The organism is Flavobacterium phycosphaerae (assembly GCF_010119235.1).
Lineage (GTDB): Bacteria > Bacteroidota > Bacteroidia > Flavobacteriales > Flavobacteriaceae > Flavobacterium > Flavobacterium phycosphaerae.
Genome location: NZ_JAAATZ010000001.1, coordinates 2197609 through 2214811, shown reverse-complemented (window position 1 = coordinate 2214811; position 17203 = coordinate 2197609). Strand labels below are relative to the sequence as shown.

Sequence of the window (17203 nt, the reverse complement as noted above, 5' to 3'; positions counted from 1 at the left end):
AAACAGCTTTTAAACCCATTCTTATTTTTTACTACTCTTATACTTATACCTTTAATGGCAACCCTTACAAGGCTAAAAGGTTTTTATAAAACCAATTCCGGTGTTTCGTCCATCGTGAAACGGAGCCATAACCGTTTTTATTTTTGTTGCATTCTTTTTGGTAAACCACTTGCTCGCTATCGGGTACAACCAATAGCCTGCTTTGGCACTCAATATACCTATTCCTGCTCCGGCAACTACATCGGTAAACCAATGGCGATTGTTGTACATTCGGAATATTCCGGTTCCGGTGGCTACCAAATAACCTGATACGCCGTACCAAACCGATACGTCTTTGTATTCCTGATACATTAACTCTGCTCCCATAAAAGCGGTAGCAGTATGCCCTGATGGAAACGAATTATAACTTGTTCCGTCAGGCCGTTTAACGGAGGCTGTTTGCTTAAAAGCATTAACGGTCAGCCCCATTAAAAGATAAGACGTTGCCAGTATAATGGTTTTGTCTTTGGTATTGTTTTTACCTTTTACGCCCAATGCGGATAATCCGTATAGTGAAGCCATGGGGAGGTATTGGGAAAAATCATCTACTGTAATTTTTTTATCAATATGCTCTGTCACTTCTTCATTAATGCCCGCATTAAATCCTTTAATCTGACCGCTTTCTAATCCTATAATTCCGTAACCGATAAAAACAGTAGGAATAATGAATTGTTGGTATTTTAAATCTAATTTAATATTCGTCTTGGGTTGTATGGAATCTGCGCTGACAGCATTAGGTTGTTGTGCCTTCAGTTGAAAAACAAAAAAAAGAAAGCAAACAACCAGACGATTCATTTGAATTGATTATAAATCCTGTGCATTGGCAATTAACTCAGCCACGTCCATCACTTTTACAGCCCCTTCTTTTTCTTTGGCTTTGACTCCATCCGTCATCATGGTATTACAGAACGGACAACCGGCTGCAATGATTTCGGGTTGGGTTTCCAAAGCATCTTCGGTTCTTTCTACGTTGATGTCTTTGTTACCCGGCTCCGGCTCTTTGAACATTTGGGCTCCGCCGGCACCACAGCACAAACCATTAGCGCGCGAGCGTTTCATTTCTACTAACTCAGCATCCAATTTCTGAATCAACGCTCTTGGTGCTTCATAAACATTATTAGCTCTGCCTAAATAGCAAGGGTCATGAAATGTAATGCGTTTTCCTTTGAATTGTCCGCCTTCAATGGTTAGTCTTCCGGCATCCAACAGCGATTTCAAAAATTCTGTATGATGCACTACTTCATAGGTACCGCCCAATTCAGGGTATTCATTTTTCAGTGTATTAAAACAATGCGGGCAAGCGGTTACGATTTTTTTGGCTTCGTAGGCATTCAAAACTTCTATGTTCATCATGGCCTGCATTTGGAACAAAAATTCGTTACCGGCTCGTTTGGCCGGATCCCCGGTACAACTTTCTTCGGTACCCAATACGGCAAACTCTACATTGGCGCGATTTAAAATACGCACAAACGCTTTGGTAATTTTTTTTGCTCTGTCATCAAAACTGCCGGCACAGCCTACCCAAAATAACACTTCGGGTTGCTTGCCTTGGGCCATCATTTCTGCCATGGTTGGCACATTTAATACTTCTGACATATTTTTTATTTTTTATTGGTAACTCGTAATGACAACTCGCGAGTTGTCATTACTCGTGGTGCTCGTCGTCGAATACCTGAATGGTTACTTCTTTTTCCACTAAATCGGTGAACTTTCCTCTGTAACGGGTGGCTTTTACCAAGTGATTGTCAATCCAGTGGTAGTTTCCTCCTCGTGGTTTTCCAAAAAGGATTCCGTGGTATTTGAAACCGTGTTTTTTTAACCAAATCTCAGTATACTCTCTGTGTGCTTCTGTTCTTGATGTGAAGAAAAATATAATATGCCCTTCATCATACCATTTGTTTAAGGTTACTAATGCATCAGGGTAAACCTCAGCCGTTAGCATTCGTTCCGGTTCTTCATTGGGGATATCGTCACAAACGGTTCCGTCAATATCGATTAGATAATTCTTAATACCTTCCGGTAAAATCGGACTTAAATGCTGTCCGTTTTGCGTGATGCTTTGCAAGTTTTTGTCAATGTCTTCCGCTTTCATTTTGTTACTTTTTATAGTGTTCAAATTCATTCGACAAATCCTCAAGCCTCACAATTATGAGAATTTATCAGTTTATATACTTAGTTTTCGTCTTTCCAGTTTAATCGGTCTTGTTGGTTGTATTGCCAAGGGGCACCATTGTTTTCAATATTGGTCATCATCGCATTTAACGATTGTGGTGCGGCACTTTGTTCCATAACCAAATAACGTCTCATGTCCATAATGATGGATAACGGACTGATGTTTACCGGACATTCTTCTACACAAGCGTTGCACGAAGTACATGCCCAAAGCTCTTCAGCCGTGATGTAATCGTTTAGCAATGTTTTATTATCCGGTACAAAAACGCCTTTATTAGCATCTATATTTTTTCCCACTTCTTCTAAACGATCACGGGTGTCCATCATAATTTTACGAGGAGACAGTTTCTTACCGGTTTGATTGGCCGGACAAGAAGACGTACAACGACCACATTCGGTACAAGTGTAAGCGTTTAGTAATTGTACCCAATTTAAATCCTGCACATCGCTGGCGCCAAACTTGGCCGGAGCCGCCTCAGCATCTACCGGTGGAGCTGCAAACGGATCAGCATTAGGATCCATCATCAGTTTTACTTCTTTGGTAACACTTTCCAGATTATCAAATTTACCTTTGGCATTCAAATCGGCAAAATAAGTGTTTGGAAAGGCTAACAGAATATGTAAGTGCTTTGAATAATATAAATAATTCAAGAACAATAAGATTCCGATAATATGGAACCACCACGCTCCTCTTTCAATGATTTCAACGGTTGTGATGTCCATGTTGTAAAACAAAGGCGTAATGTATTGTGAAATCACATTTCCTGAATTCATCATTTGGAAATGCAAATCGGTAGCATTCATTACTAAGAATAAGGACATCAAGACCATTTCGAAATACAAAATCGTATCGGCGTCTTTCTTTGGAGCCCCTTTTAAATCGGAGCTGGCAAAACGTTTTAAGCGAATGACATTTCTTCTAATCCAAAAGACGATAACGGCAACTAAAACCAATACCGCTAATACCTCAAACGAACCGATTAAGAAGCTGTAAAAGCCCCCCAAGAAAGAAAAGATTCTGTGCGTTCCGAAAAGTCCATCAATGATAATTTCCAGTACTTCGAGGTTGATGATAATAAAACCGGCGTACACTATGATATGTAAAAAACCGGCAACAGGTCTTTTCACCATTTTAGACTGCCCTAAAGCAATCATCGCCATGTTTTTCCATCGGGCTGCGGAGTTATCAGAGCGGTTTACGTCATGCCCCAATTTGATGTTGCGCGTCAGCTTTCTGACGTTTTGGGCAAAGAAACCAATTCCCGCAAGGAGAAGGATAGCAAATAGTATGTTGTCGATATACATCATGGCTAAGATTTTACTTTTTTATGGAATCGTTTACAGGTGCTTTATAAGGTTTGTTCTTCTTTCCGAAAAGCGAAACGTTGATGTAACGTGTCGGATTCAGGCGTAAATCCTGTAACAGTAATTCTAATTCTTTAGACGTTTTAGTGAAATTGGTATAGAGCGCATCGTCTTTGGCCAATTTGCCTAAGGTTCCTTTACCGGCCTGTACATCGGCCATTATTTTATCCACGCTGGCTAATGTCTTTTCTAATTTCTTAACGGTAGCTCCGATATTTACTTTGGCAATTGAATCCGAGATTTTGGCAAAATTCCCTGAAGCTTTATCAAAGTTGGTCATCGTGTTATTGATTTTACCTTTGTTTTCTGCCAACATTACGTTAACGTTTTCAGAAGCTACTTTGAACTCAGCTAAAGTAGCGTCTAAATTGGTAATGCTGCTTTTCAAATGGTCTCTGGTTTTAGCATCTAAAACCGAGTTTACATTCTTCAATAAATTATCTGCAGACACTACCATCTTTTCTACTTTTTCCTGTAATGGCGTTAAGCGTTGTGCCACCAAAGCGGTTAGTCCCGGTATGTTGCCTCCTTTTAAGGTCATTCCTGATTCCGCTACCGATTTATCTTCAAAGTTAGGCGTAATCATAATCTGCTTGCCTCCAATTAAGCCCGGTTCGTAGATGTAAGCGACACTGGTTTTTGAAAAAGGGAAATCCGATTTGATTTGGAGTTCAACCTGAATTTTACCGGAATGGTTTAAGAAGTTAATCTTATTCACCTTGCCTACTACCAGTCCGTTAATGGTTATAGGGGCCGAGTTTTGCAACCCTTCTACATTGTCATATTGTACATAGAATGTTTTGTAGTCATTAAATAAGTCTCTTCCTTTTAAGAAGCTGTAACCCCAAATAAATAATAAAATAGAAGCAATAACTAGTATGGCCGTCTTAATTTCTCTAGTGATTTTCAATGGTTAATCGTTTTTTTGGCAAAGTTAAAATAAAATCCTATAACTCCTTGTTATTATTGCTTTAATGCTTCCTGAACCGAAACTTTCTTACCGTTTTTGAAAGCAATCACAAAAGCGGAAGCATATCCTTTAGCTTTGGCTTCAGCTAATAATCGTTTAGCTTCTTCATAATTAGACGTTTCGCCGTACATGTATTTGTATAAGGCTCCTTCTGATGCTATGGAGATATTGCCTAATCCTTTGAAGTTACTCGGAATCGGTTCCAGTTTGTTGCCACTGGCTGACAATTGCACTTTAAAGGTCGCTACGCCGCCGGTTACTTCAGATTTGATTTCTTCTTTGGGTTCCGGTTTCTTAGCCTCTGGCTTTTTCACTTCCGGTAGCTTAACGGTTGTTTTTGGAGTTGATGGGGTATCAATAACCTTAACACCACCGTCTTTTTCCATTTTTTGAGATGGTTTGACATCGTCATCACCGGCACCGGCACCAAAATATTCTTTTTTATAACTTAGGATAGCATTGGCAATCGCTTCGGCAATTCCCTGTTGCCCTTCTTCCGAATCTAACAAAGCACCTTCAGCAGGATTGGAAATGAAGCCCATTTCAATCAGCACTCTAGGCATATAGGCTTTGTGTAACACCATATAAGGCGCCTGTTTTACCCCTCGGCTTTTTCTATTTAAATCATCGATGAAGTGGTTTTGAATTTTCCCGGCTAATGCGATACTCTGATCAAGGTATAATTCCTGCGACATTACCATAGTCCCATAAGATTCAGGCGATTTTGGATCAAACCCTTCGTACTTTTGTTTATAATCTTTTTCGAGGGTGATTACCGAGTTCTCTCGTTTCGCCGCTTCCAGGTTAGAAGCGTTTTTAGACATACCCATTACATAGGTTTCTGAACCACAGGCGGCAGTATTGTTATTGGCATTACAGTGAATGGAAACAAATATATTGGCATCAGCTCTGTTGGCAATGTTGGCGCGTTCCACTAAGTCAATAAACTGATCTGATTTTCTGGTGTAAATGACTTCAACTCCGGAACTTTTCTCTAAAATTTTACCCACTTTTAAAACCACTGCCAAAGTAATATTCTTTTCGATATAAGGCATTCTGATGGCTCCATAATCATGGTCACCGTGCCCTGCATCGAGCGCTACTTTAAATTTCTGAGCATGAATTGTATTGGAAAACAATAAAGCAGCAAAGGCTATTATTGTTAGTACTCTTGTTTGTTGTATTACTTTCAAAATTTACTTAATTAATTATTTTATTGCAGAGGCTTTACCGTTAGAGAACTGTACCATAAATGCATCTGTAAAACCATGGCTTTTTGCTTCATTATTCAACTTTTTGGCACTATTTAAATCCGTCGCTTTTCCGTAATAATACCGGTAGAGATTGTTTTCAAAAGTAAATGAAATGTCCTTTAACCCCTTAAAATCGGCTGAATTGACATTTTTTTTCTTTGAACTGGCAAAAAGTTGAATTTTATAAAAATCCTGACCGGATTCATCAGTCATGGTACTGATAGAATTTATGGCATCATTAGATTTTGCAATGGTTGAATCTATAGGTTCTGTAGGCTCCGGTTTGTACTTTTTCTCAACCATTTTGACATCCTCATCATTCAGCGGTTCATTGAAATACATTTTCTTATAATGAATGATGGCATTGGCAATCTGTCTGGCCATTTCGGTTTGTCCTTCTTCAGAATTCAAGTATTCCCCTTCTTCCTTGTTGGATAAAAAGCCTAACTCTATCAGAACACCCGGCATTTTAGCGGCATCCAAAACCCATAAAGGCTGTTGTTTTACGCCTCTTGTTTTTCGATTCAACTTACCTGTAAAATTTTCCTGAATAGTGGTAGCCAAACTAATACTACTGTATAAATTTTCCTCCTGAATGATTTTTAAACCTATGAGGTTTTCAGGCTTATTCGGATCAAACCCCTGATAGTTCTTTTTGTAATTATCCTCCAGTAATATTACCGAGTTTTCGTTTTTGGCCACTTCCATATTCATATTAGCTCTTGAAAGCCCCATTACAAAGGTTTCTGTTCCTGACGGTTCAAAGTTTTTAACCGAATTACAATGTATGGAAACAAACAAATGAGCATCAATTTTATTGGCTATTTTAGGACGGTTCACCAATTCTATAAATTCATCCGTTTTACGCGTGAAAGTCACTTCAAAATCTTTTTCTTTTTCAAGAAATTTGCCCACTTTTAGAGTAGTTTTCAATGCAATATCCTTTTCAACATAGCCGTGATAGGAGTTCCCGGGATCTTTACCTCCATGCCCGGCATCTAAAACCAATACAAACCTATTTCCAGATGACTGCCCTGCGACATTAAGTATGTTTAGCAATAAAAGTATCGAAAAGCAGGTTTTTAAATTCGTTAAAAATCTCATTGCTCAAAAGTTAATTTTAATTAAAACCAAAAGGTTATAAATCTAATATTTCGTTATTTTTGACCGAAAATATTGTTTAAGTTTGCCACGTCAAAAATCAAGCCATACTTCTACAAAAATAGTATTAAACCTTTGCAAAGAAACTTATTTTATATCGTTTTTTAACAATCTTCCTAACACTGGGGAACGCAAAAACCTACGCACAAGAAGGCAAACCCAAAGAAAAATCCTTTCCTGCTAAAAATCAACCAGATACTGCTCAACCGGAACCTGAAGTAGTCATCAAAGTGAATGACACCAATCTTAAAAAGAAAAAACCTTTACTGGACGGCAAAGTAAAATACAAAGCCGAGAAGTATGCCAAAATTGACCAAAAGAAAAAACTGGTTACTTTATACGACAAAGCCGAATTGTATTATCAGGATATTGAACTGAAAGCGGGGATTATTGTTTTTGACTACCAAAAGAATGAAGTGTATGCCGGAAGAATAAAAGATTCTACCGGAGCCTATACCCAATCGCCTATTTTCAAACAGGGAGGCCAGCAAGTAGAACCGGATTCAATTCGCTTTAATTATAAAACCAAAAAGGCTTTAGTTTGGAACTCCAGAACCAAGCAGGGGGAGATGAATGTAAAAGCCGAAATCTCTAAGAAAGAAAACGACTCGGTGTATTTTTTAAAGAAAGCCCGTTTTACTACTGCTAAGGATGTAGATAATCCTGAATATTATTTTCAGGCCAGCCGTGTAAAGTTGGTCCCCGGTAAAAAAGTAGTCGTTGGACTAACCAATATGGTGATTGCCGATGTGCCTACCCCTTTGGCTTTGCCATTTGCTTTCTTTCCAATGACGGAGAAAAGTCGCTCCGGGTTAATCATTCCTTCCTATAACGACAGTAATACCCGTGGCTTTTCGTTGCAAAACGGAGGGTATTATTTTGCTTTGAGTGACAACTATGACCTAGCCGTTTTGGGTGATTATTATACCAACGGTAGTTATGCCATGCGCTTTGAATCGTCGTATGCCAAGCGGTATAAGTTTCAGGGGAATGTTAATGTGCGTTTTGAAAACCTCATCACCAGCGAACGCGGGTATCCTGATTATGCTCGAACCAATATTTACAACATCCAGTGGACCCACTCCAAAGACGGCAAATCGAACCCGAATTCTCGTTTCTCCGCTTCGGTCAATTTGGGAAGTAGTAAATACTATGTCAGCTCTATCAACCAGGTCAATGTAGGGTCAAGATTAAACAACACTTTGAGTTCTTCGATTTCGTATTCTAAGACCTTTAACTCGGTGCCGCAAGTGAACCTGTCGTTAACGGCTACCCATTCGCAGAACACCAATACCGAGGACATTAGCATGACCTTACCTACGCTTCAAGTGAGTGTAGACCGGATTTATCCGTTTGCCCCTAAGGATGGTATTAAAAAAGGGATGTTGAAAAACATTAACCTGCAATATACTGTCAGAGGAGAGAACCGCATCGCTACCAAAGATTCGCTATTCTTTAAACCTCAAATGTTCCGTGATGCCAAGATTGGTTTTCAACACACCATACCATTGAGCACCAACTTTAAAGTTTTTAAATACTTCAGTGCTACCACCTCGGTAAATTATAATGAAGTTTGGTATTTAAAAACTATCAAGAAACAATTTAATGTAGCGCAAAACAAAATAATTGATACCGACGTACAAGGTTTTGATGCCTTCAGAACTTACTCCTTCAACGCCAGTTTGGGGACTACTATTTACGGTACGTTTAATTTTGGCGACAAGAAACGAATTCAAGCCATACGTCATTTGGTTCGACCTACGGTTTCTTATAGCTACACTCCTAGTTTTGCTCAGTATTATGATACCTATGACCCTGACGGCAGTGGTACCATGCTAAAAGAATACACTCGCTTTGACAATGGTATTTTCGGGGCACCGGGGAAAACTATGTCAAACAATATCGGATTTAATTTGAGTAACTCCTTTGAAGCCAAAGTAACCGATAAAGATTCGACCAAAACCGAACCTAAAAAAGTCATGCTGCTCAACAGTTTGAACTTTGCTGCCAGCTACGATGTTACAGCCGATTCATTACGATGGTCGCCTATGCGTGTTAGTGGTGGAACGGCCTTTTTTAATCAAAAAATGAATGTCAATTTTGCTACGACACTCGACCCCTACGCCATCAATAATGCCGGAAAAAGAATTAATACCTGGAATATTGACAATGGTGGCAGTTTGTTTAGAATGACCAGTGCTAATATGACGGTGAACTATTCCTTCTCGAGCCGAGGGGTGAAGACAAAGAAAAAGCGAACACCCAAGGAAAAAGAAACGGAGGTCGTGAAGACGACTTGTTTGGTACTAATACCGATTTGAGTGACCGTCGTCAGAGTCAGTTTGGAGAAGACAAGGAAGGCGAAGAAGGAGCCACTGAAACCGCCTCGGAGTTTTTCAAATACAAGCTGCCTTTTGATATGACACTGGCTTACTCCCTAACCTATAGCAACAATAACCGCGAAAAGAAGGTTTCAGGCAACTCGTTGATGGTATCTATGAATACTGATTTGGCTCCCAAGTGGAAAGCCGGTGTTTCTACCGGGTATGACTTTGTGCAGAAGGGCGTCACCTTCACCCAGTTTAGGTTTGAACGGGATTTAGACAGTTGGCGTATGGACTTCAGCTGGGTGCCGTTTGGGCAATCGTATTGGAGTTTCTTTATCGGTATCAAATCGGGTGTGCTTAGTGATATTAAGTGGGATAAGCGCAGTCAGGCGGATAGAAGCCTTAGATAATTATGAATTATGAGTTATGAGTTATGAATTATGAATTATGAATTATGAGTTATGAGTGATAAAAAAATAATCTTTACAGAGAAGGCTCCGGCTCCTATTGGGCCTTATAATCAAGCGGTGTTGATTGGGGAAACCCTTTATACTTCGGGGCAAATTGCTTTGGATCCGGTTACTATGGCATTGGTTTTAGACGATATTGAAACTGAGACCCAACAAGTGATGGAAAACATGAAAGCCGTATTGGACGCGGCCGATATGACTTTTGAGCACGTGGTTAAAACCACCATCTTTATTATGGATATGGGTAATTTTGCTCGTATCAATGCTGTTTACGGGCGTTACTTTGATGAAAAAACAGCTCCGGCCCGTGAGACCGTGCAAGTAGCCGGTTTGCCTAAGGGCGTGAATGTTGAGATTTCGATGGTGGCGGTAAAGTAATTCCTCTTTTTATATAAAAGGTTCTGTAAGTCGGTATTTAAACGAAAACAGTACCAGACCTACTTTTGATTTAATGCCATAACGTTCAAAAAGGGTCGCTCGGTAGGCCTCTATCGACTTTACCGATAGGTTCATACTGTCAGCCATTTGCTCATACGTAAGTTCTCTTTCATCGCATACCAAGGTTAAAAAATGCATTTCGCGTTCTGACAGTACTATGTCGGTAGGCTTCTTCTCCCCGGTCATCTCGTAGTTTCGGATGCGTTTTAGGATTTCGGATACGTTATTGTAGCCAATTTTAATAATGTTATCTATGGCAAATTTTAAGTCATGCGCCGTACAGTTTTTATGCAAAAACCCTCTGGCTCCGTGGTGATATGCTTCGTTGATTATTTGTTCATCAAAATGTTGGGTCAGGAGTAGCACCTTAATTTCTTCTTCTCTGGCTTCAAGTGCTTTTAGTACTTCAATACCGTTCATATGGGGCATCGAATAATCTAAAATATACATTTGCGGGGCAGGTTCTAAAGGCAGTGCCGCCAAAAAATCTTCTCCGTTATCAAATTCCTGAATGACTTTATAGTTTCCCAGTTTGTGCAATAACTCTTTTAAACCGTGACGCACTATAGCGTGATCATCAATAATTCCTATAGTAATTTGTTCCATGATTAGTCCGTTTTGGTATTTTCGGTTAAGGTTATTGTAGTGCCCAGCCCCGGGTTAGAAGTTAGTACTAATTGGTAGTTAATACTTTGGGCTCTGGCTTTCATATTGGTTAAACCCAATGATGTTTTGACCGCTGTTTTATCCTGATTAAATCCCTGACCGTTATCTTCGATCTTCATCTCAAATTGTGGTCTGATGGAGATACTTATCTTTATTTCACTCGCTTTAGCGTGCTTAAAGCAATTGTTCATACACTCCTGAAAAATACGGTAAATAAATATTTTTTCATTGACCGTAAATTCCTTTTTTCCCAATTCCTCAAAAGAATAGCTTAAAGAAGTCTTAGTGTTTTTTTGTAAACGCTTAACTTCAGCAGCTATCGCTTTGATTACATCCTGTTGCATCACCAACTGATTGTTCAGCCCATGACTAATGCCTCTTATCGTTTGCGATAATTGGTTTACCGATTGCGATAAAGGCTCAAGCGTATTCTTCAATTCAGGCGAGTCGAGTTTGAGGTTCTCCAGTTGAAAATTAATGTAGGTCAATTGCTGCCCGGCATCGTCGTGCAAGTCTTGTGATATGTTTTGGAGTACCTGTTCTTGAGTTTCAATAATGGTTTGACTAACCGTTTTTTGAAAAGCTACTTCTTTAGCGTTATACTCTTTTATTTTTTTGATATAGAGTTTGATAAGAAGCACACAGAAAAGTACTGCCAGACAAATGAAAAGCAACCCAATTACAATACCTATGGCAATTCTATAATTTGTCATCTTTTCTTTTTTCAGTATAAATGTACAACAGTATAAGAAGATAGTATATAATATTAGAAAGATAGCTAACAAAATCATACAACAGTGTATCCCTAAACAGCACCTCTCCTGTTAAAACATGGTCTCCAAATCCGAACATTATACTATACCCAAAAAAGAAAATTAGAGGAGAGCACAACAGCAAATACCGGTTGGATTGAAAAAAAACAATATTCTCAGCTTTAAGTTCTTTAAAACTTAAGGTTAAGAATGTAAATAAATATATAAAAGCTCCAATAATAAAATTATCAGTATTCAATGGTGTATCTACCTCTTTATAAAGGAAATAGAACACGCAAAAAACGACATAAGCTATAATGATTTTTTTTAAGAACCGGGTGTTTTTAAAGAGAAACAGCATACTCAGCCAAAGCGTATTATGAACAATAAAAGCTATGGAATACAGCAGTGACAAGTTGGTTAAAATAGCCCCTCCCATTTCGGTTACCACGGAAACAAACAAAACACAAAGCAATACTTTATGCCTTGTGTTTTGTTTATTGAGGTATAAAAGTCCTAAAATGAAAGTCAACAAGACCAATATTTTAATAGGTGTGAAAATATGGGGTATCCATTCACTCATTACCAAGTATAATTAATTAGGGCTTTACTTATTTTTTGTTTTTGTTTTCATTACCAAATAAACCAAATCCCGGGCGGGTTGAGAAATCATAATATTTTTTTGATAGATCAAGACCCGGATAAGTTACATTAAAAGCATAAGCATCAACACCATCTATTCTAACTTTTACAAAGGTGAAAACTAAGTCATTGTAATTTGTTATCTTAAGGTCTTTAACAATACTAATAATGAAAGGAATAGAATAACATGTTTTATTTTCTTCAAATCCGTCTGAGACTTGTAATACTGCGGTACCGCTACTATCATCTATTTTTACGAATTGTCTGTAATTAGGTCTGTTTAAATCTAGACCTAAATCGATCATCTGTCGTAAAGTAAATGTTTTTTTTTGTTCTTCGGCAGCATCCCTAACATGATCATCAATTGTTGATCTTGGAATATTAATGAGCCTAGACTGCTCTAAAAAAGCATAGGATTCATCATAACAGATATAATCAGAATTCGTATTTAACCATGTAAATTCAGCTATTCTATCATCAAAAACTAACAGATTAACGGCTAAGCTTTCATACTCACATTTTGCAGATTTAAAATTACTGTTACAGATTAAATCTTGATTATTCCTTGTCCAAGTATCATAAACCCCATCTCTTTTGAGCTTTGATACATTAATGATAATGATATTAACCGGGCAATCAAAAACTGTTGTCAAGACAGGATTACCCAATACTTTCTTTGGAGTTTCGGTTTTGGCAAAACAGTGCAGACTACCTACAATAGCTGCTAATGCTAAAATTCTTTTCATGATTTCTAAATTTTAAGGTTAGTATTTATTGCTCCAAAGCTCTTAATAACCAAAACAGATAGACTGGGGTATAACACTAATCAGCTTAGGTATTTCCCCTAAGAACTAGTAGTTTAACGAAAATAACGATTTTTTTCTTACAGGTACTATTCTTGTTAACAACTAAAGCTATTAGGTAAAAAAACATTGTCACTTAGGGGTTTACCCCAGAGAGGGATAAATCATTGAAAGTAGTTTTGGAATAACAAACAGGGAAGCCGAAAACTGAACAGAGTAGGCAAAAAAATTAAAATAAGGAACAATTATGAATAAAACAGTTTCAATAAAAGTAAAAGTAGACACTATATACATAGCGCAAACTTTAGTATACAAAATCAAAGATGATGCCTACGAACTGTTAGCATCTTCCCCAAAAGTATTTGATGGCAATATTGATTTAGACCAATTCGGTAACCTAATTTTTAGAAAAATAGGTGATACCGATAGTTTAAAAGGATGGACTCTCTTAGTCGTGACATTCCTAAACCACCTACCCGATGATATAAAAACCGGGGAAGATTTAAAAACATTTGTTTTAGACCCCAATAATGCAACTTCGCTTGACTATTGGGTTAAGAAAGATGATGATATTATGAATTTTCAATTAACTGAAGATGATACATTTTCGATGAAAATTAACAACGAAGGTCGAATACTTAAAAAACTATTAATATGAAAACATTGTACTACCAAATAGGGCTACTGTTGATGCTCTCTGTAAATTCCTATTCTCAATTTTCAACTTCACTTGAACACCTGGAAATACCAAATACTCCTGCAACGGTACTTTTAGACCAAAGTATTTCTAATGTAGAAAACCCAAAAAGTGTAAAAGCTTTTACGTCAAACCTTATTAATACTTTCACAAAAGATTATAAAGTGCCTAATAACTATGCTGTAAGTTTCACCCCTTATTTTTTGTTTACTAAAAATAAAACTTTTGCGAAACATCACGGATACGATTTAGCCGGAAACTATAATCCATTCCATTCATTATACTCTAGTCTAAACCTGTCTTTTGCTTTGGTAAACAATGATACTTTGCGAAACATCTCTTTTGGTATAACCACTAGCATCCTAAAAATAAACGGGAAAAATAAAAACACAAAATATGGCTTGGCTAAACAAAGTTTTGCTGCAGTTGAAACATACAGAGTTAATAATTACAATCCATTAACCGATAATTTCAATAATGAAGGTACCTATAAGACTATGATATCCAATTTTGATAAAGAACTTGAAAATTTTGAAAATACCAAGTATTTATTTTCAATCGATCTTGCTGCAGGCTATAGTCAATTTGCAGATGAACAAACTAAATCAGGTAAGTTTGGCCGATTAGGCATTTGGTCAACCATGAATTATAATATTTTATTAAACCCTAATAAAACTACACCACAGTATATAAGTCTTTATTTCTACAACCGTTTTTTGGAAGATGAAACCCAATATGATGTTGCTAGTTCCGACTATATAAAAAACAGTTACTTTGATACAGGTGGTAAAATTGAACTCGATTTCAATAAAATATCATTTGCTTATGAATATATAAAAAGAACAGACAATGAAGAATACCGTTCAATTGGTTCTTTAAAATATAAAATCTCTAACAAAATTGCTTTGAATGGTGGATTTGGCAAAAATTTTGAGAAAAGCAATAATCAAATTGGATTTCTGGGAATAAACTGGGGGCTTGATTTTGGCACCACGCTACAACAATAACATGACTACCCTTTATGAAATAACCTCAAGCGAAACTTGAGGTTATTTTTTTTTATCAAGTTCCCTTTATGCACCAGAAGAAAATATTTTATAGAATCCTAATCTAATTTCTGTCATTTGGAGAGTCTTTATCGTTTCGGTATTCATAACGAAATCAATTAATCCAAGTCTCTAACCAAAATTAGCAAAGCTAATCGATAACCCACAAAAAAAAAGACCATCCCAACAGATAGTCTCTTTCACCTTATAAACCCAATCTTTATTTATCCCCTTTGAACCCATCCCAATTCCAAGACCTGAATTTCAGGTAACGCATACGTTCTTTTACCAGAGCTTCTATAACCGTTTTGGGATAAAAAAACTTGCCGCCAAACTTTAAAAAGGGCACTATATCCTTATGGCGCCAGCGTGACAAGGTTTTATCACATACTTTAAAAATGCGTTTCATATCCGCATTGTCATAATAGTGGTCTTCTATACGAAGGCCCTGAGTAAAATCTTCCATAATCTGTTTTTTAGGATGTTATCATATTTTTTAATTTTATAGGGTTAGTAAAGAGATAAAAAAAATGTAGCAAATTACGTGCCAAAATTTACGATAGCACCCTAAGGGTCAGCAGGCTGCGGGAACCACACCCTGCTCCTTCCCTTACCCTTAGGCCAACACCGTTACTGCTCCCATAGGAATGCTGGTGGCATTGCTCTTGTGGTCGGCTGCCGTTACGCCTATCCAACTTTGTACTTCCAACCCGTTAAAAAAAGCGGGTAAGGTTATCCCCAAAGTGTTGCCTGAACGGGTCGCCGTTTCCAATTGGGTGTAATACAAGCCTGCCGCCGGGGCATACACAACCACAATAACCGCATCGTCCGCTTTCGCTTCTCCTTGGCCACTATTGTCTTCCCAGGTAAATCCGAGCTTACCACCGGCTATAGCCACTACTTCCGGGTTTTGCAAGCCCGGCAAATCCCCTTTGCTAATGGTAACTTTGGTATAGTCTATCACAAAGTCGGGGTCCTGAAACACCACCGCTTCCTTCAAGTGGTAAGACATAGCCTGATTCAGGCGGGTTTTTTCTCCGCTTTTAGCCCCAAAATACTTACCCAATACCGGGTTAATAGGGGTTAAAAACTCGGTAGCCGTCAAAAAGCGCTCCCGTTGCAAACGTTGTGTTTCACTTGGAGTTCTTTTGGTTTTTTTGGGTAAAGAGCGTAAAACGTCTTTACCGCGCCAGTTAGCGCCAACCACCGTTCCTACTTTGCCCGTAAAAGGGCCTAAAATTCCTTTGTTGTACGTTGCCATAACAATAAAATTTAAAATTATTTTTTGATCCCCGGTGCCTCCTCCTGAAGCCCATCGTCACTACGAAGGTACCCCAACCAAACACCGGCCTGTCAGCCGTGTCCGTATTTGTCCGCCTTTGTCCGTAAATGTCCTGAATTGTCCTAAAATGTCCGGTTTGAAGTGTTTTTTAGGGGGTTTTGTTCGGTATTGGTTCGATAGCGCTTCGGTAACGCTTCGGTAAAGTACCCTATTTACCGAACAAACACCGAACAAAGACCGACTAAAACCCCTTGTAAAGCAATTTACGGTAAGCGTATAGCTTGCTAAAAGAATAAAAAATACCTATTGATGTGGGTAGTGTATGTGTTAAAAATTGGCTAAGTTTGTGTTAGCCAAAGACTTGTAACCCCATGAAACAAATCACAAAATTCTGGAATTGGTTTCACGCCAATGAGGAAGCTGTTAAAAATGCCTTGCTCTTAGGAATGAATACGGAAGAGGTATTCCTGGAATTGCATAGGCACTATCAAAGTATTTCCAAAAGAATTGGTTTTCAATTGATCGCTTCGTCAGCAGAGGAAGGGAAATTCATTTTCATTTTTTCGGCAGGAGGCTACCCCAAACTGTTTGCTAAAATCCTGGCCTTAGAAGCGCAAGCTCCTCCTTTGCAGTATTTTATACCTCAAGCCTTTATAAAGCCCATAGCTGATACCACACCGCATATTAAGGGGGAAGACAATGCTTATGGCTTTGAAGACTATGAAATCAAAATTAGTCAGGTGTATTTTTCTATAACCGATTATGATATCACTACCAAACGACTAAAAATCATGCTTCATGTTCCCCACTACGTTCCTCTTGAAGATCATGAAGCTGTAGTATTTAACATGGGTCACTTGGTCATAGATGTACTTGGCGAAATAGCGTTCCGAAAACATATTAGGTATTTTGAAGTAAGCCAATGGCCCGAAGACCGCAGTGGCCTTTTGAAACTAATCACCCTTCAAGAGCAGATTGATTATTTGTATAAAGTGAATACCAGAGGAAAAACGCGACTGATTTAGGCTTGTTATAGCCTAGCCAATATTATACCCTACTGCTCTTACTCTTGTAAGACTATTTCTTGCGATTAAACCGAAAAATACCCCTTGTTGGGGAT

General features: G+C 38.2%; 19 protein-coding genes. 6 read left to right on the top strand and 13 right to left on the bottom strand.

The window, feature by feature from the left end; all coding sequences use genetic code 11:
* Positions 1–72 precede the first annotated feature (72 nt).
* From GUU89_RS09820 to GUU89_RS09790, 7 genes are all read right to left on the bottom strand, one after another.
* Positions 73–834, bottom strand: a complete 762-nt coding sequence (locus GUU89_RS09820) for a phosphatase PAP2 family protein (RefSeq protein ID WP_162127745.1) — start codon at positions 832–834, stop codon at positions 73–75.
* Positions 835–843: 9 nt separating this feature from the next.
* Positions 844–1635, bottom strand: coding sequence for a (Fe-S)-binding protein (locus GUU89_RS09815; RefSeq protein WP_162127744.1), 792 nt, complete (start codon positions 1633–1635; stop codon positions 844–846).
* A 49-nt stretch (positions 1636–1684) separates the two neighbouring features.
* A complete protein-coding gene (locus GUU89_RS09810) occupies positions 1685–2131 on the bottom strand; it encodes an LNS2 domain-containing protein (protein WP_162127743.1) in 447 nt (148 codons plus the stop codon).
* Between the two features lie 80 nt (positions 2132–2211).
* Positions 2212–3519, bottom strand: coding sequence for a (Fe-S)-binding protein (locus GUU89_RS09805; RefSeq protein ID WP_162127742.1), 1308 nt, complete (start codon positions 3517–3519; stop codon positions 2212–2214).
* Positions 3520–3529: 10 nt separating this feature from the next.
* Positions 3530–4486 (bottom strand): MlaD family protein, encoded by a 957-nt coding sequence (locus tag GUU89_RS09800; RefSeq protein WP_162127741.1) that lies wholly within the window; start codon positions 4484–4486, stop codon positions 3530–3532.
* A gap of 53 nt (positions 4487–4539) precedes the next feature.
* Positions 4540–5739, bottom strand: coding sequence for an N-acetylmuramoyl-L-alanine amidase family protein (locus GUU89_RS09795; RefSeq protein ID WP_162127740.1), 1200 nt, complete (start codon positions 5737–5739; stop codon positions 4540–4542).
* A 15-nt stretch (positions 5740–5754) separates the two neighbouring features.
* Entirely contained in the window at positions 5755–6903 is a 1149-nt protein-coding gene (locus GUU89_RS09790; RefSeq protein ID WP_162127739.1) for an N-acetylmuramoyl-L-alanine amidase family protein, read from the bottom strand.
* Between the two features lie 287 nt (positions 6904–7190).
* Between GUU89_RS09790 and GUU89_RS09785 the strand changes: the two genes are divergently transcribed.
* From GUU89_RS09785 to GUU89_RS09780, 3 genes are read left to right on the top strand one after another with little or no spacing between them, the layout of a single operon-like run.
* Positions 7191–9281: a putative LPS assembly protein LptD gene (locus GUU89_RS09785; protein WP_394350910.1), complete on the top strand. Its 2091-nt coding sequence runs from the start codon at positions 7191–7193 to the stop codon at positions 9279–9281.
* Positions 9278–9697, top strand: a complete 420-nt coding sequence (locus GUU89_RS15415) for a hypothetical protein (RefSeq protein ID WP_394350909.1) — start codon at positions 9278–9280, stop codon at positions 9695–9697. Before GUU89_RS09785 ends, GUU89_RS15415 begins: the two co-directional genes overlap by 4 nt.
* Positions 9698–9748: 51 nt before the next feature.
* Positions 9749–10135, top strand: coding sequence for a RidA family protein (locus GUU89_RS09780; RefSeq protein ID WP_162127738.1), 387 nt, complete (start codon positions 9749–9751; stop codon positions 10133–10135).
* 9 nt (positions 10136–10144) lie between these two features.
* Here the strand turns inward: GUU89_RS09780 and GUU89_RS09775 are convergent, their stop codons facing one another.
* The 4 genes from GUU89_RS09775 to GUU89_RS09760 are packed head-to-tail and all read right to left on the bottom strand — an operon-like array spanning position 10145 to position 13001.
* Positions 10145–10801 carry a response regulator gene (locus GUU89_RS09775; protein ID WP_162127737.1) on the bottom strand — a complete coding sequence of 219 codons (657 nt, stop codon included), beginning with the start codon at positions 10799–10801 and terminating at the stop codon, positions 10145–10147.
* Positions 10802–10803: 2 nt separating this feature from the next.
* Entirely contained in the window at positions 10804–11574 is a 771-nt protein-coding gene (locus GUU89_RS09770) for a sensor histidine kinase (RefSeq protein WP_162127736.1), read from the bottom strand.
* Positions 11561–12196 (bottom strand): hypothetical protein, encoded by a 636-nt coding sequence (locus GUU89_RS09765; protein ID WP_162127735.1) that lies wholly within the window; start codon positions 12194–12196, stop codon positions 11561–11563. Before GUU89_RS09765 ends, GUU89_RS09770 begins: the two co-directional genes overlap by 14 nt.
* Before the next feature lie 28 nt (positions 12197–12224).
* The gene (locus GUU89_RS09760) at positions 12225–13001 is read right to left on the bottom strand and encodes a hypothetical protein (protein ID WP_162127734.1); all 777 of its coding nucleotides are present in this window, start codon (positions 12999–13001) and stop codon (positions 12225–12227) included.
* Positions 13002–13305: 304 nt separating this feature from the next.
* Between GUU89_RS09760 and GUU89_RS09755 the strand changes: the two genes are divergently transcribed.
* Both GUU89_RS09755 and GUU89_RS09750 read left to right on the top strand, forming a co-directional pair.
* Positions 13306–13716, top strand: coding sequence for a hypothetical protein (locus GUU89_RS09755; protein WP_162127733.1), 411 nt, complete (start codon positions 13306–13308; stop codon positions 13714–13716).
* On the top strand, positions 13713–14762 hold the full coding sequence (locus GUU89_RS09750; RefSeq protein ID WP_162127732.1) for a hypothetical protein: 1050 nt from the start codon (positions 13713–13715) through the stop codon (positions 14760–14762). Before GUU89_RS09755 ends, GUU89_RS09750 begins: the two co-directional genes overlap by 4 nt.
* Positions 14763–15021: 259 nt before the next feature.
* Here GUU89_RS09750 and GUU89_RS09745 read toward each other — a convergent pair whose 3' ends face one another.
* Both GUU89_RS09745 and GUU89_RS09740 read right to left on the bottom strand, forming a co-directional pair.
* Positions 15022–15267, bottom strand: a complete 246-nt coding sequence (locus GUU89_RS09745) for a helix-turn-helix domain-containing protein (protein ID WP_162127731.1) — start codon at positions 15265–15267, stop codon at positions 15022–15024.
* 150 nt (positions 15268–15417) lie between these two features.
* Positions 15418–16062 carry a DUF6266 family protein gene (locus GUU89_RS09740; RefSeq protein ID WP_162127730.1) on the bottom strand — a complete coding sequence of 215 codons (645 nt, stop codon included), beginning with the start codon at positions 16060–16062 and terminating at the stop codon, positions 15418–15420.
* A gap of 392 nt (positions 16063–16454) precedes the next feature.
* Between GUU89_RS09740 and GUU89_RS09735 the strand changes: the two genes are divergently transcribed.
* A complete protein-coding gene (locus GUU89_RS09735; protein ID WP_162127729.1) occupies positions 16455–17108 on the top strand; it encodes a hypothetical protein in 654 nt (217 codons plus the stop codon).
* The last annotated feature ends 95 nt before the right edge of the window (positions 17109–17203 follow it).